The organism is Acinetobacter sp. TY1 (assembly GCF_048551395.1).
Lineage (GTDB): Bacteria > Pseudomonadota > Gammaproteobacteria > Pseudomonadales > Moraxellaceae > Acinetobacter.
Window position 1 is genome coordinate 20,467 of sequence record NZ_JBLYZK010000001.1, and the last position, 15,699, is coordinate 36,165.

Annotated in this window: 12 protein-coding genes and 1 pseudogene; 6 read left to right on the forward strand and 7 right to left on the reverse strand. The window is 37.9% G+C overall.

The features are described from left to right. Positions 1-1,050, reverse strand: a complete 1,050-nt coding sequence (locus tag ACK2M2_RS00085; RefSeq protein WP_419345741.1) for a linear amide C-N hydrolase — start codon at positions 1,048-1,050, stop codon at positions 1-3. A gap of 330 nt (positions 1,051-1,380) precedes the next feature. On the opposite strand from ACK2M2_RS00085, the gene ACK2M2_RS00090 reads away from it, so the two are divergent. From ACK2M2_RS00090 to ACK2M2_RS00110, 5 genes are all read left to right on the forward strand, one after another. Continuing rightward, positions 1,381-1,860 (forward strand): YchJ family protein, encoded by a 480-nt coding sequence (locus tag ACK2M2_RS00090; RefSeq protein WP_419345742.1) that lies wholly within the window; start codon positions 1,381-1,383, stop codon positions 1,858-1,860. 61 nt (positions 1,861-1,921) lie between these two features. Then, positions 1,922-2,566 (forward strand): trimeric intracellular cation channel family protein, encoded by a 645-nt coding sequence (locus ACK2M2_RS00095; RefSeq protein WP_409512300.1) that lies wholly within the window; start codon positions 1,922-1,924, stop codon positions 2,564-2,566. A 143-nt stretch (positions 2,567-2,709) separates the two neighbouring features. Continuing rightward, the gene (locus tag ACK2M2_RS00100; RefSeq protein WP_419345743.1) at positions 2,710-4,029 is read left to right on the forward strand and encodes an MFS transporter; all 1,320 of its coding nucleotides are present in this window, start codon (positions 2,710-2,712) and stop codon (positions 4,027-4,029) included. A 254-nt stretch (positions 4,030-4,283) separates the two neighbouring features. Further along, complete coding sequence (gene acs / locus ACK2M2_RS00105) at positions 4,284-6,227, forward strand: acetate--CoA ligase (protein WP_419345744.1); 1,944 nt, start codon at positions 4,284-4,286, stop codon at positions 6,225-6,227. A gap of 274 nt (positions 6,228-6,501) precedes the next feature. Continuing rightward, positions 6,502-7,680, forward strand: coding sequence for an acyl-CoA dehydrogenase family protein (locus tag ACK2M2_RS00110; RefSeq protein ID WP_419345745.1), 1,179 nt, complete (start codon positions 6,502-6,504; stop codon positions 7,678-7,680). Between the two features lie 36 nt (positions 7,681-7,716). Here ACK2M2_RS00110 and ACK2M2_RS00115 read toward each other — a convergent pair. The 6 genes and pseudogenes from ACK2M2_RS00115 to msuE all read right to left on the reverse strand — a co-directional run bounded on the left by ACK2M2_RS00115 (position 7,717) and on the right by msuE (position 14,583). Next, positions 7,717-8,107, reverse strand: a pseudogene (locus tag ACK2M2_RS00115) (tautomerase family protein). A 149-nt stretch (positions 8,108-8,256) separates the two neighbouring features. Next, positions 8,257-11,091 (reverse strand): ImpA family metalloprotease, encoded by a 2,835-nt coding sequence (locus ACK2M2_RS00120; protein ID WP_419345746.1) that lies wholly within the window; start codon positions 11,089-11,091, stop codon positions 8,257-8,259. Between the two features lie 267 nt (positions 11,092-11,358). Next, on the reverse strand, positions 11,359-12,189 hold the full coding sequence (locus ACK2M2_RS00125; RefSeq protein WP_419345747.1) for an SDR family NAD(P)-dependent oxidoreductase: 831 nt from the start codon (positions 12,187-12,189) through the stop codon (positions 11,359-11,361). Positions 12,190-12,203: 14 nt separating this feature from the next. After that, positions 12,204-12,593: a DoxX-like family protein gene (locus ACK2M2_RS00130; RefSeq protein ID WP_419345881.1), complete on the reverse strand. Its 390-nt coding sequence runs from the start codon at positions 12,591-12,593 to the stop codon at positions 12,204-12,206. A gap of 115 nt (positions 12,594-12,708) precedes the next feature. Beyond that, positions 12,709-13,824: a dimethylsulfone monooxygenase SfnG gene (gene sfnG, locus ACK2M2_RS00135; RefSeq protein WP_419345748.1), complete on the reverse strand. Its 1,116-nt coding sequence runs from the start codon at positions 13,822-13,824 to the stop codon at positions 12,709-12,711. A 27-nt stretch (positions 13,825-13,851) separates the two neighbouring features. Then, complete coding sequence (msuE, locus tag ACK2M2_RS00140; protein ID WP_419345749.1) at positions 13,852-14,583, reverse strand: FMN reductase; 732 nt, start codon at positions 14,581-14,583, stop codon at positions 13,852-13,854. 375 nt (positions 14,584-14,958) lie between these two features. Between msuE and ACK2M2_RS00145 the strand changes: the two genes are divergently transcribed. Beyond that, on the forward strand, positions 14,959-15,609 hold the full coding sequence (locus ACK2M2_RS00145) for a response regulator (RefSeq protein WP_409512308.1): 651 nt from the start codon (positions 14,959-14,961) through the stop codon (positions 15,607-15,609). Positions 15,610-15,699 lie beyond the last annotated feature (90 nt).

Consider the following 15,699-nt stretch of genomic DNA (forward strand, 5'->3'; position numbering starts at 1 on the left):
CTACTGAATACCTAAAAATAGAAATGGTTGAGTAATCTTAAAATAAGAATTGGCTTTGCCTGCATATGTTTTCGCTTGATCTGGGCCCAATTCAAGCTTTTTAGTTTGACCATCTTTAAAGTTAATTTCTTTTAAGTCCACCCAAAAAATATTTGGCGATACTGCAGATTCAAAAAAATATAAACCTTTTTTATGATCAATTACGCTACGCCAGCGAGTAGACGATATATTTGGTTCTTCTTCAGTATTAAGCCCAAAGGGAACGGATGTATTGCGAATTACACTAAATACACTCGCTAATGAGTGTTCAGGTGTCGCATTTTTAGGAATTGCATTAATATAAAATGATGCTCTAGCAAAACGATCTGCTGCTCGGTTAGTACCAGGCAACATGGTTGTCCCGCCTATTTGTTTCCAATATGTATTTAAAGCAAGTTGCTGATCAAATGTTGGAGAGTTTGTCATTACTTGATATTTTTTATCATGATGAATCGTTTGCTTACCAGTAATATATTCAATAATAGCACTATCACCTGTAGAATCAGAAATAGACAAATGCAACGTTGCTAAACGCTTTTCACCAGGAACTTGATCAGTCACAATCATGAAAGGTTCTTTTTCTAAAGCCTGAATTGCTTCATTTACAGTTGCATAATTATCTAATACATACTGTGCCCAAAGTGAGATACTCAGCGGTGGTTTCTTATTTTTCTGAACATCGGGATATTCAGATTCAACTAACCAAAGTAAGTTTGCTACTAAACCTTTTTCGTTCACCCCATCTGTGGTGGAAATATCGTAACCAGTGGCAATAACACTGCCATATTTTGATGTCCACTGAATAGACTTAGGTCCAGCCATGCCAGTTCGTTTGACATTACTTGGTAGAATCCAAAGATTAGTTCCTACATCGCTTTTCCAGTCCATAGAGCGTGCTGTTATTACATCATTATCTCCTAGATAAACAACACGTGTACATGCTATTGCAACCTCAGCGATAACGAGGATACCAACTGCCAACAACAATTTTTTTGTTAGGGTACTATACATGCTTAACTCCTTTCAGAAGTTTTTAGGCTTATTTAAGAAAGTTTAATATTTGAACAATACTGTAATACGGTACTCTAAGTATGTAAATCTATTATATTAATTTTAATACTAATTTTTTTGTGGTTTTAGATATGGTCTTGGTCAAAATGCTAGATAGAAAGTCTTTCTTTTCGCATGTTGAATATAAAATTTTTTATGTGGTGTTGGAGTGTAAGTCTTCGTCAAAGTGGCTAGGTTTTAATCAATAAAATAACAAAACTTCAATAGGTATCTGCTATTTATAATCCAGATTATTTATAATTCGTTTGGTTATTTATACGGTTTTTGTTTATGTCAAATCTCTCTTGTCCATGCGGTTCAGTACTATATAGCCAATGCTGTCAGCCTTTACATATAGGAAAGACAAAAGCACAAAGTGCCGAACAATTGATGCGTTCACGTTACAGTGCATTTGCAAAATATGAAATTGATTATATTTTAAAAACCACTGCACTTGGACAACAGCAAGCTTTAGATGTCAAAGCTATTGCAGATTGGAGTAAAGCCAATCAATGGTTAAAACTCGAAATTGTAAAAGCCCAAGAAAAATTGGATAAAAATCATGCTCAAGTGGAGTTTAAAGCCCACTATGTCGACCAAAATAGTCATACTCAACAGGTGGAAATACACCATGAAATTTCACATTTTGTACGCCATGAAAATGAATGGTATTTCCTCGATCCGACTACAGATCAGCAAATCACAATGAAACAACCCTGTATTTGTGGTTCGGGTAAAAAATTTAAGCAATGTTGTGCACAATTTTTGTAACTTTTCATTCAATTTGACTTAAACTAGCGCGCATCTTTTACCCATCAGCGGATGAAGGGCAATGTTACTCACCGTTATTTACATTATTGCAATTACGACGGAAGCCATGACCGGCGCGTTGTCAGCAGGACGACGCAGTATGGATTGGTTTGGCGTCATTTTAATTGCCTGTGTGACCGCACTCGGTGGCGGATCAGTTCGAGATGTTTTACTTGGACATTATCCACTGACTTGGGTTAAACATCCTGAATACCTTGTTTTAACCTGTTTTGCAGCGTTCGTCACTATCATTATTGCCAAATGGATGAAGCACTTACATTCAATTTTCTTATTGTTGGATGCAATGGGGCTAATCGCCTTTACCATTATTGGCTGCCAAGTGGCATTACAAATGGGGCACGGCTTTGTGGTTTGTGCCGTTGCAGGCGTACTAACAGGCGTGTCGGGTGGTATTTTACGAGATATCTTGTGTAATGATGTCCCATTGGTCTTCCGCCGTGAGTTATATGCATCTATTTCATTTGTTGCGGTGATCTTCTATTGGTTTTGTATCGACATGGGTGCATCACTTGAACTTACGGTTATTTCGACCTTAGTTTTTGGTTTTTCATTACGTTGCATCGCCATTTATTTTGGTTTAGAAATGCCGAAATTTATTTATAAAGAAGATGATGAACAATCGGCATCTTCCAAAGATGAAAGCTAATATCTACGCTATACTGCGTCAATGAAAATAGAGAATGGTTAAGTTGAGCTTAACCATTTTCAATAATAAGCGATAAAAATAACCCTGTTGAAAAAACAGCATCTCCTTTTTTCGCCTCTACAGGCGCATACAGAGTAGTTATTATGGATCTAGTATCACGGGTACAACGCTTACCGATTGGCAAATTTCACTATACCTTATTGTGGGTGATTGGACTTGGTTGGATGTTCGATGCCATGGATACAGGTCTGATTTCATTCATTTTGGCAAGAATGGCCGAAGAATGGCAAATGACACCGACTGAAAAAGGTTGGGTGGTGTCCATTGGTTTTGTCGGAATGGCGATTGGTGCAGTGTTCTCAGGTGGACTTGCTGATCGAATTGGACGAAAAACCGTTTTTGCCATTACTTTAGTGACCTATAGTATTGCAACGGCACTTTGTGCTTTTGCACCAAATTTAACGTGGCTTTTGGTATTCCGTTTTATCGTCGGTTTGGGGTTAGGTGGGCAACTTCCTGTCGCTGTAACTTTGGTAAGTGAATACATTCCTGCACATGTTCGTGGGCGGTTTATTGTTTTACTTGAAAGTTTTTGGGGCTTGGGTTGGCTCGTTGCAGCACTGATTTCTTATTTCGTCATTCCAAGTTATGGATGGCACATTGCCTTTTTAATTGGTGGCTTACCTGCGCTTTATGTCTTTATGATTTTGAAAAAAGTGCCTGAATCTGTGCCATATCTCATTAATCGTGGACGTATAGAAGAAGCACATGCTTTGGTGCAAAGGCTAGAACGTGAATGTGGTGTAGAAGTGATTGAAACCATTGAAGTGAAGCCTGTTGCCGAAAAACAGACTGTGTCATTTTCACAGCTTTGGTCAAATCCTTTTGCTAAACGTACGCTAATGTTATGGCTCATTTGGTTCGGTATTGTGTATTCATATTATGGAATTTTCACATGGTTGCCGAGCTTATTGGTTAAAGAGGGCTATACCATTGTGCAGTCATTTGAATATGTTCTGGGTATGATTTTGGCACAACTTCCGGGTTATATCGTTGCCGCATGGTTGGTTGAAAAGCTTGGACGTAAAGCAACTTTGGCAGGATTTATTGGTATGTGTGCTGTTTCAGCTTATTTCTTTGGACAGGCAGATTCTGTACAAATGATTATGCTGTGGGGCTGTTTGATGTCGTTCTTTAACTTGGGTGCATGGGGCGTTTTATATACCTATACCCCTGAACAGTACCCAACCAATATTCGTGCCTTTGGTTCAGGTTGGGCTTCAGCCGTCGGGCGTGTTGGTGGCATTGTTGCACCGCTTGTGGTAACCCATATGATGGTATCGGCAAATGGTTTTAGTAATGTCTTTATGATGTTTACCATTGTTCTATTGGCTGTTGCTGCCGTAATTTTAATTTTGGGTGAGGAAACCAAAGGTAAAACCTTAGAAGAGATTGGCTTATAAAAATTGATTGTTCAATATCGAAAACAAAATAAAAATCAAATAGAAAAATAAAAACAGTGTATGACCTCAAAGGCTTCACATCATTTCAGATTATATGGTACAAAATATAATCAAGATGTGAATCCGAGGTCTACGACCAAAGCACAATTGTTCGCCACTTTGCAGTATCGTAATACTTGAGTAATAGTTTAAAAAATAATCAATAAACTTAGTAAGTCTCTCGTGATGAGAGCAATAAGACAAGGAAGATTACAATGAAAGAACTCTATCCTGTACCCGATGCATTTGCGAAAACAGCTCGAACCAATGAGCAGCAATATTTTGAGCGTTATCAAGACTCTATTTCTAATCTTGATGCTTTTTGGGCAGAGGCAGCCAAAAAATTAGATTGGATCAAGCCTTTTACCAAAGTAAATGGCTCAAGTTATGACCCAAACAATTTCAAAATTGAATGGTTTGCCGATGGGCAATTGAATGTCAGTGAAAATTGCCTTGATCGTCATTTAAAAGAACATCCCTTAAAACCTGCAATTATTTGGGAAGGAGATCATCCATCTCGGCATAAAATTATTTCATTTGTTGAACTACACGATGAGGTTTGCCGTTTTGCTAATGTACTGAAGAAACAAGGTGTTGGCAAAGGGGATCGTGTGGTTTTGTATATGCCGATGATTCCTGAAGCTGCGATTGCTATGCTTGCATGTACTCGTATTGGAGCGGTGCACTGCGTAGTATTTGGTGGTTTTTCACCTGATTCCTTGGCAAGTCGTATTGAAGACAGTCAGGCAAAATTGGTCATTACTGCCGATCAAGGCATGCGTGGTGGAAAAACTATTCCCCTGAAAGAAAATGTCGATGCAGCCTTACAGATTGCAGGGACAGAATCGGTTCAAAAGATGATAGTTGTGCATCGAACAGGTCATCCGATTACGATGAAAGAAGATCGTGATTTGTGGTATCACATGGAAATTATGACCGTGACGGATATTTGTCCTGCTGAACCAATGAATGCCGAAGATCCACTCTTTATTTTGTATACATCAGGCTCAACAGGAAAGCCGAAAGGAGTGTTGCATACGACAGGTGGTTATCTGACTTATGTGAATACAACATTTCGCGAAATTTTCGATATCAAACAAAATGATGTTTTTTGGTGTACCGCAGATGTGGGTTGGATTACAGGGCATTCGTATGTGCTGTATGGACCCTTGTCCAATGGTACGACCACCGTGATGTCAGAAGGAATTCCACAATACCCAACGTGGGCTCGTACAGGGCATATTGTCGACAAACACAATATCAGCATTCTCTATACAGCACCGACTGCCATTCGCGCGATGATGCGTGAGGGTGATGCATTTGTTCGTGAAAGTGATCGTAGTAGCTTACGTTTATTGGGTTCAGTCGGTGAGCCGATCAATCCTGAAGCATGGAATTGGTACTATACCGTTGTTGGTGAAAGCCGTTGTCCAATTGTCGATACATGGTGGCAAACGGAAACAGGCGGTATTCTCATTTCACCTTTACCAGGAGCAACTGCGCTGAAACCAGGTTCAGCAACACGTCCATTTTTTGGTATTCAACCTGCAATAGTTGATGCTGAAGGTCATGAAATAGAAGGTGCAGCTGAAGGTAATTTGATTATAAAAGCTTCATGGCCAGGTCAGATGCGTACCATTTGGGGTGATCCTGAACGTTTTATAGAAGCCTATTTTTCAACTTATCCTGGAAATTATTTTACAGGTGATGGTGCTCGCCGTGATGCTGATGGGTATTATTGGATTACAGGGCGTGTTGATGATGTGCTCAATGTTTCAGGTCATCGTTTAGGCACAGCAGAAATTGAAAGTGCTTTAGTAGCGCATGAAAAAGTTGCTGAGTCTGCTGTAGTTGGTATGCCTCATGACATAAAAGGGCAAGGTGTTGCAGCTTATGTAACCTTGCAAGCAGGTGAGCCTGAAACTGAGGAGCTGCGGAAAGAATTAGTTAATTGGGTACGTAAAGTATTAGGACCTGTGGCAACACCTGATGCGATATTTTGGGCACCCGCTTTGCCAAAAACTCGTTCAGGTAAAATTATGCGCCGTATTTTACGTAAAATTGTAGCCAATGAATTGGACAGCTTAGGCGATACGTCAACATTAGCTGATCCAAGTGTGGTCGATCAGTTGATTAAAGAAGTGGAGGCGAATAGTTGATTTTGAAAAGTATCTTTTTTATATCATTCGATTTTGAATAAAGTTAATTCACAATCTTGTGGAATATATTCCTCACCTCTTCTTTTTAAAGGAGAGAGTTAGGGAGAAGATTTTCATTTAAAAACACTTTTTATTTTTGTGATCTAATCCAAAGTGGAATACCGCCGAGATCAATCAGGCGGTATTTTTATTGATAGAATAAGCACAGCAAGCATTCAGATAAGCGTATTTGCTTCAGTCTGCTAAGCTCATGGAAGTTAAAAAGGACAGGATAATGAACGTATCACAACAGACTTTGGCAGACCCCATTCATGTTGCAAAACAGCTTGCAGATCAGTTTGCGCTTACAGCATCTGAACGAGATAAGGCGGGTGGAAATCCGAAAGCTGAGCGTGATTTAATTCGCCAAAGTGGTTTGTTAGGGCTATCCATTCCGAAGCAATATGGTGGGCAAGGTACCAATTGGAAAACAATTTTTAAAACCATTCAAACCATTGCACAAGTGGATAGTTCTGTTGCACATGTTTATGGTTTTCATCATTTACTGATTGCCACTGTACAGTTATTTTCACAACCAGAACAATATGCAAAATGGTTTGAGCAAACTGCCAAAGAAAATTTGTTTTGGGGCAATACTTTAAATCCTTTAGATAAACGAACAACAGTACAGAAAATTTCTGAAAATGAATTTATTTTTCAGGGTGATAAAAGTTTCTGCTCAGGTTCAATTGATTCCGATATTTTACTTTGTTCAGCTTATGACGAAGCAGGAAAATTATTGATTGGTGTGATTCCAACAGTTCGTGAAGGCGTAAGCTTCTTGGGGGATTGGAACAACATGGGACAGCGCCAAACCGATAGTGGAACAAGCCATTTTGAACAAGTAAAAATTTCTAAAGATGAATTATTGTTAAATCCCGGTCCTCTAAGTACGCCATATTCGAGTTTACGTCCGCTTATTGCCCAATTAATTTTTGTACATTTATTTTTAGGTGTCGCAGAAGGGGCTTTTGAAGTCGCAAAAGAAACTGTGCAAAGTCAAAAAGCATGGTCGAAATCGCTAGTTGAAAATGCGGTGAATGATCCATTTACTCAAAAGCATTTTGCTGAATTTTATGTACAACTTGAAGGTGTGCGTTTATTGGCAAATAAAGCAGTCGAAATTTTGCAAAAGGCTTGGGATATTGGTGAAAATCTAACGGCTGAACAGCGTGGAGAAGTCTCGATTGCAATTGCAACTGCAAAAATTGCAGCGACCAATACTTCGCTTTTTGTCACGCAGAATATTTTCCAAGTCATGGGTGCTAGAGCGACTACAGCCAAACTGAATTTAGATCGTTTTTGGCGCAATGTACGCACGCAGACTTTGCATGACCCGATTGATTATAAATATCAGGAAGTCGGGGAATGGGTGTTAACTGGAAAAGTACCTGATCCGAGTTTTTATGCTTAATTATTTTAATATTAATAATATGTGATGTTGATTAGGTTATATTTGGATATTAAACCCTAAATTTACATCGCAAGCTGCTTGTCCGGCTCTTATTCCCCAATTTTCAGTGGGTAATTCTCGAACGAGAATTTTTATATGATCATGAGGAATATTTAAAGCAGATAAGTTTTGAATAATTGATTGGTATAGTGTTCTTTTCACTTCGACTGAGCGCCCTAAAAAGCAATCGATTTGAATTAAAGTACTCTGGTTGCGTTAAATTTGTTGGGCAAAGAAATAAATGTGGTTCATGTATATTTAAACGTATATCTCGATCATGGTCAGGCAATTTAAATGCATGTTTACAGGCGATATAAACGGCATTTATTAGCATTATTTCTATTTCACGCGGATATTTTTTTCTAATATCAATACTTATCGTTGGCATCATATTCTTCCTTATGATGTTTATTTACGTACTAAAAAGTCACTGTATTGCCGAGATAAATCAAATTAGTTTTATATTTTAAATGCCCGATAAATTTTATCGGGCATTTTGAAAAGAGCGATTATCTTATTTCATTTAAAATATAAAACTTAATACGGATAATTTGCAACCACACCATTTGCAGGAACATTGATCCAAGTACCTTCAGCTAAATAATTTGATCGATTGGCAGGTTGTGCATAGAACTTTAATGGTGCTGTAGGCAAATTCAACATTGCAATTGAAGACTGTGCAGTACTTGAAGTCGCTAAGCCATATAAATTAAATACATCTTTTAAGTCATAACCCATAATTTTCGAACTAAGTAAATAAATCATGTCAGGGCGGCTGATATTATTTTTTGACGAATAAGCGCCTAAGCCCAATTTATTTTTTTCAGCTTCTGTTGCTTTACTTAAATCAATTTGATTATACAAACGCTGAGAAATATTGAGTAAACGTATAAACTCAAAAACACCTTGCGAATCAGGTTTCGCTTTCCCTTGATGCACTTGAGTATAAACGTGTGCAAGTTGCAAATGGAACGCTTGTTTCGCATTGTCACTGCCTTGCCATAAACGTTTTTCCATATCTTGACGTAGTGCTTCGCCATTTAAACCTGTAATACGACTCGCTTGGATATAACTATACAGTTGAGGATGGTTGAAATTATTACCATTATTGTCGAGTGCATAAATTTCATTTTTACGAAGCATGCTCAAGCCCGCTAAAATATTATTATTACACTCTGTACCACAGCCAATCGTGCTTTGATTTTCTGTCGATGGGAAAGTCATGGTCAGTACACCTTGCACAGTGTTGTGTCCCAACTCATGTACCCAACCCCAACCGATATCGAGTCCTGTATAACCATCCGATGGATTACCTGAGCAAAGGAAACCGCAGGTTGCAATCCATCCAACAAAATGTTGTACGTTTGGCGCACGATGCACATTACTCGTACAGTCCCAACCTAAAGTATTGCAATATTGCTGAGTGCTGTTGTCCAAAGGCATATTATTATAACCATTGGCAATATGGTTACTGTCGAAAATTACAGTTTTAATGCGGTCAATATAAGTATCAGGGCTTAAATTACCAATAGCTTTCAATGCATAAGCATTCGTTTGCTGAATTTCACCGCCGACAAATTTAAAGGTATTCCAGCCAAAGGTTTTACTTTGCAGAACTTGTGTTGCCTGATTTTTTTCAGCTTGCGTCATGCTTTGAGTAAAATCATAGTGTGCATATTTGGCACTGCCTTTAATTTTTAAAGTAACGGTACTGCCTGCTTGAGCATTATTATAATTCAGCATGAGTGGACCACCAAATGGACTGATAAAAGCATTATCCATTGGAGATGTGAGTTTTACGCTATAACTATGCGGGCGAAGCGGGCGTTTATAACCTGCATCATCAAATGGATTACCCCAAGCACGTAAATAACTTGTTTGCACTGAAAGGTTTGCACCTTGTGCATCAATCACCTGAATATTGACTGCTTTTGCAGGGATACTTGCACGTCCAATTGCTGTAATTCCGCTCCCTTGTGGAATGGTTACGGTCACGGTTTCCCAATCATTGCTCACAGACATATTTTGTGCTTCGGCGGGCATGTAGTCGCCTGCACCTGTTGTAGATGCTGTCGTTGTCTGACGCTTATAGTCAAGCCAAGCATCAGATGCATAGGCTTGCATAAAGGCTTGTGCATCACCATTTTTATTTAAAGTGGTGTAATTCACTGTTGGACGCCATGTATCAGCAACCAACACTAATGATTTCAGTAGTGTATTGTTATTTTCTTGATCAAAGACTGAAAGCCCTTGTTGATTTAAGCCTTGTAAGGTGCTTGAAAGACTACGAATTCCCTGAATAATTGAATTATTTTCGTTGAGCTCGCCCAAAGTTATACTCTTAGGATCAATAAAATATTGAAGCACATTGATCGTGCGGTCAATTTGGTTAAATTGTTCCCAACGTTGCTGTGTACTCAGTTTATTTGACAGTAAAAGTTCTTCTTTACTCCGATAATAGCTGTTGTTAGCTTGCATTTTCATTGCCGACAATACTTTATCAATATTGCTATTGGTACTCCATGTATTGGCTTGGAAATAAATGGATTTACCCGCTTTTAAGTATTTTTCAATGAGCTCTTTTTCAAAATTTTGTGCACCAATATTCGAACTAATGACCATCAAATCAACATCTTGCCAACAGGTGTTTGCAGGATCAAGTACATTACATTGTGAGAAACTGACCGTTGTACCGAGTTGTTTTTCTAAATAATTTTTAACAGGATCAGCGGGCATACCTTGAACACTTACGGTTAATGTTTTATTGATACTTTGCTGTGTATTGCCTGTTAAAAGCCAACGTAAACTGTTGTTTAAAACCTCAGTAAATTGTGTGAAATCGGCATTATTATTTACGATAGCTGTAAACATATTTTGCCCATAGGCAAGCGCACGACCTTGACCGATTTGACTTGCGATACCCAAGCCACAGCCTTTATCTTTTTGTAAATCTAAAGCCCAATTACAGTTTTTATCGCTGACGGCAATAGGCAGTGCAATGCTTAAATCTGTCGGGTAAATATTGATGGAAGCATTTGGGGTAAATTGCAAATACGGCTGTATAACTTGATTATTGCTATTGGTATATAGTGCAGTGAGTAAACTTTTTTGCCATTTTTGTTGTTCTAAAGCAGTATTGAGTGCCATTTGCAATAATGTTTTACGATCCTGCTCAGTGAGTTGAGATGCATCACCTGTGCTTAATGCCATTTTTACTCGATTATCAGGAATGACAAGGGGGGGGATTATTGAGGGAGGATTTTGTTCTTGTTGATTGGAACCACTTCCACCGCCGCCGCCACAGGCAACCACACTTAGGGCAAGCGTGAGTGTTAATAATGGCGTTTTAAATGCGAATGCATTTTTAAGCATAATCAATTTCCCCCTGAGAATTATAAAAATAATGACAGGTTAAGAATCTGTCATTAAAAGATTTTAATTATAAAGAGAAAAAAAAATTGGTCATCTTATATTGATTTTATCTTGTTGTTTTTTAAGTTGATAAAATGCATATAAACATAAAATGTTGTGATTGAATTAGAGTTAATATAAATAATTTTAACGTAGTTCTAAGTTCCTTTTAATGAATAAATCATAGTAGGAAATTAACTTTGAATGATTTAAAGCATTAAGATGTGTTTATTTAGAATCCAAGTTTTCTAACACTGTACCTTTGATCGGATTCCTTTTCCAATAGTAAGGGAGAAAAAATCGTGATAATAGACGTAACGGTGTCATCCAAACGATTCGGACATTAGATTTGGTATTTTCTAAAATGCGTTTCGCTAAAAAATGACAAACAACTTCAGGTGGATCAATAATAAATAAAAAGAGGCGTTTCATTTTTTTCCAATTTTTAACTTTGCCATTCTCCCACGATGTAACTAGTAGGTCGGTTACGACCATACCTGGGCTAAGTGTTCCTGTTAGAATATTTGTGTTTCGGATTTCTTTATGGAGAGCATGGCTGAAATAATCAACAGCACGTTTGCTTGTTGCATAAACGGTCATTCCTGCACTCCATTCTCCCTTGCTTCCCCAACCTTCCATATTAAATATTTGTCCAAACCCTTGTTTTAGCATACCTTGTAAAGCAACTTGTGAGCAAAGCAGGCTACCTATAACATTTGTCTGAATTGTATTTTGAATTTCAATTGAAGGTATCTCAATAAAATCTAAAGCTGCAGTGCAAGTACCTGCATTATTAATCCATATATCGACTTTACCAAACCGTTCTATAGCGGCATTCCACAAGTTTTGAACTTCTTCATGTTGGCTAACATCACAATTGATTGCATGAAGTTGAGTTGGTGAATAACGTGAACTTAAAGTATGAAAGGCTGCGTTTAAAATGTCTGGATTTCGTCCAGATATGACTACAGTATGTCTTTCTTTTAAAAAGGCATTAGCGAGGTTAAAACCGATACCTTTAGAGCTACCTGTGATCAAAATAGTTTTAGTTTTGTTCATTATTAACTCTAATATCAGGAATAACTGTTTTGAAAGTTTTGTTTAAGCATTAGAAAAATGACAGAAAGACTAAGCATTGAGAAATTCATAATAACAGGATTGAATGCTTGGATCAGACTTTGGGGGAGGAGGAGTGTAACCAAAATGAATAAGCCAATTAGACTCATAATATTTAAATAATGTAGATATTTATGCGATGAAATTAAAAAGATTAATCCAAAAATAATTTCTAGCACACCAGAGATTTGACCAGCCAACATTGCATGAGAGTAGGAAAGACCAAACCATTGCCAGATAGCAATTTCATCAGCATGAATAAATAACAATTTTGGGACAAGCCCTTGGTAACACCATAAAAAAGCAAGTGCGATAGAAATGAATTTATAAATAGTATTTTGATTCATAGATGAGATAAAAATTTTCTTTTTAAAATTATACATAAAAAAATCCCTCTAACCGAGTTTAGAGGGAAAAGTTGTAAAACTTTGAGTTATTTATTGTTGTTTGAATACATCATCATCAAGCCGACTTTGCTGTAATGTGTGGATGACCATTTTTTTGTGCTTCTTCCAGTTCACGCACCAAGGGCAAAACTTTTTCACCAAAATATTCAACTTCTTCAATGAAATGTAGAAAGCCTGAAAGTACTAAATCAACACCAATACTTTTGAGTTCAATAATACGTTCAGCGATTTGTTGTGGTGTACCAATCAAATTGGTTTTAAAACCATCGTTATATTGTACTAAATCTTCAAAAGTTGATTTTGCCCAATTACCTTCACCTTCTTTAGATGCTGCACCTGCTTCACGAGTGGCATCACCAAATGCGTTTACCGCTTCAACATTTGCACCATCAATAATTGATTGAAGAACGGCTTGAGCTTCTTCTTCGGTATCACGGGCAATGATAAAAGCATTGACACCAATTTTTACACTGCGACCATTCGCTTTGGCTTTTTCACGAATATCATCAATTTGTTTTTTTAACTCGGTAGGGGTATTACCGTTAGTAAAGTACCAATCTGAAACACGAGAAGCCATGTCACGTGCCGCACGTGAACTTCCACCTTGGAAAATTTCAATATGCGGTTTTTGTAATGGTTTTGGACTGAGTGTATAGTCCTTGAATTGGTAATACTTACCATCAAAGCTAAAATTATCCTGCGTCCATACCCCTTTTAAACTGCGAATAAATTCTTCCGAACGGACATAGCGTTCATCATGTTCAGGCCACGGTTCACCAATGGCATCAAACTCACCACGAAACCACCCACTGACCACATTAATGGCAATACGCCCATTGGTGAGATGGTCTATGGTTGCTAGTTGTTTCGCCGCAAGCGCAGGCTTCCAAGGGCCCGGTAAAATAGCAGCAATCACTTTAAGCTTTTCAGTTTTCGCTAAAATCCCATGGCTAAAACTCACCGATTCATGCTGATTATCTGCGTTATAACCTGCAGTAAAACGGATTTGCGTCAGTGCATATTCAAAGCCACTTTTCTCCGCAGCTTGTGCTAAACGGACATTATATTCGTAGCTCCAATCGGTACGTTGTTCAACATTGCTGACGACTAAACCACCGCTGACATTGGGAACCCAATAAGCAAAAGTAATATTATTTTGTGCTTGTGCCATTTTACGACCCTCATTTGTTTTGTGTCTTTACGCGACTTTCGATTTTGGTTTTTTGGAGTGTAAACGTGCTTCAGCAGCATCTAAACTAGGCACAGCAGCAGAGGGTAGGACTTCTTCTTGTTCAATTTGCTTGTTAATACCGAGATTTTGGCTCGCTTGTTGAGATTTTGTTTTGATGGATTCTGCACGCTGACCTTTGGCAGGTGCCCATTCTAAAATTGGCAGTGCACGTGCAATAGCTAAAGTGATACGGTCACGAAGGAATTCGCTATGAATGGTATATTCAGGGGTGAAATCACGATCTGTGGCATATACGCCAATTGGTAAAGTTTGTGCTTGAAAAAAACTAAACAATGGACGAAGTTGATGCTCTAAAACAAGAGCATGACGATCTGAACCACCTGAAGCTGCAAGTAATACAGGTACGTCAACCAATGCAGTTTGTTCAACAAAATCAAAAAAATGTTTAAATAGACCTGTAAATGATGCACGGTAAACAGGGGTACCCACAATTAAAGCATCGGCAGCTTCTACTGCAGCTAAGTCATCTTGTACACGTTGTGGCAGTTGGTTACGGTAAATTGCACCACCTAATAACGAGCCAATTTCGCTGAATTTGATGAAATGCACATGAATAGGGGTTGCTTCACCAAGCTCATCTAAAATGGCTTGAACTAAAGCTTCGGTTTTTGATGGGTGATTTAATCCACCTGAAACAGCAACAATATTAAGGGGCTTTTGAAGATTTGGAAAAGACATAATAGAACCTAAAACTTGATAATCTCGGAATAGGTTTATTAATCAATATTCAGGATTATGCTGTAAAATAAGCAAAAACAGATTGGTTATCAGAATTTAAGATATACGTGAAAAGTATAGAATTTGAATGATTTAAGCGAATTAAGTTATTGATAAAATATATTATATTTATAGAGAATAAGTATTTCATTTTCAGTGGTTTGAGTTATATAAAAAGCTGATATCTATTTCAGATAATGTGTAAATTATGCCGAAATTGAGGATATTTTAGGATAAGTTTAGAAAATATCCTGAAATTCATGAATATTTGCATATCCTTAACAGTAAAAGTGGGGTTAGAATGATACTCTGTGCTGGAAATTTTTCGTTTCGCTTATGAATATTTTAATCGTTGATGATCACCCATTGTTTCGCCACGCTTTAATTCAAGCGGTACGATACAGTTTACCGCAGGCTCAAATTAGTGAGACTGCTGCAGTAAATGAGTTCTATGAGCGTTTAGAGAATGGTCCAGAACCTGATTTAGTGCTGTTAGATTTAAATTTACCAGGCGCTTCAGGCTTTTCTGCATTGGTTCACGTTCGTGCACAATATCCATCTTTGCCGATTATTGTTGTATCGGCGCATGAAGAAGTGTCTATTATTCAGCGCTCAATTGCACATGGTGCGATGGGTTATATTCCAAAATCGGCACATCCAAGTCATATTGGGGAAGCGATTCGTCAAGTACTCGAAGGTGATATTTGGTTACCACCGAACTTGCCTGCGAATATGAATTTTGACCCACGTGCAGCTGATGAAACTGCATTGGCAGAACGTATTCAGTCTTTAACACCGCAGCAGTTCCGTGTATTGATGATGGTGGCTGAAGGGCTGTTAAATAAACAAATTGCCTATGAACTGGAAGTATCAGAAGCAACTATTAAAGCGCATGTCACGGCCATTTTCCGTAAACTTGGTGTGCAAAATCGTACGCAAGCAGTACTTGCTATTGGCGCTTTAAATATTGAAGAGCGAAAAATCTAAGAGAATAAACATCGTGCTATTTTATGCATAGCACTTTTATTTAGATTTAAAAAGACCTCATAAGAGGTCTTTTTTGTGCTTAAGTTTTTA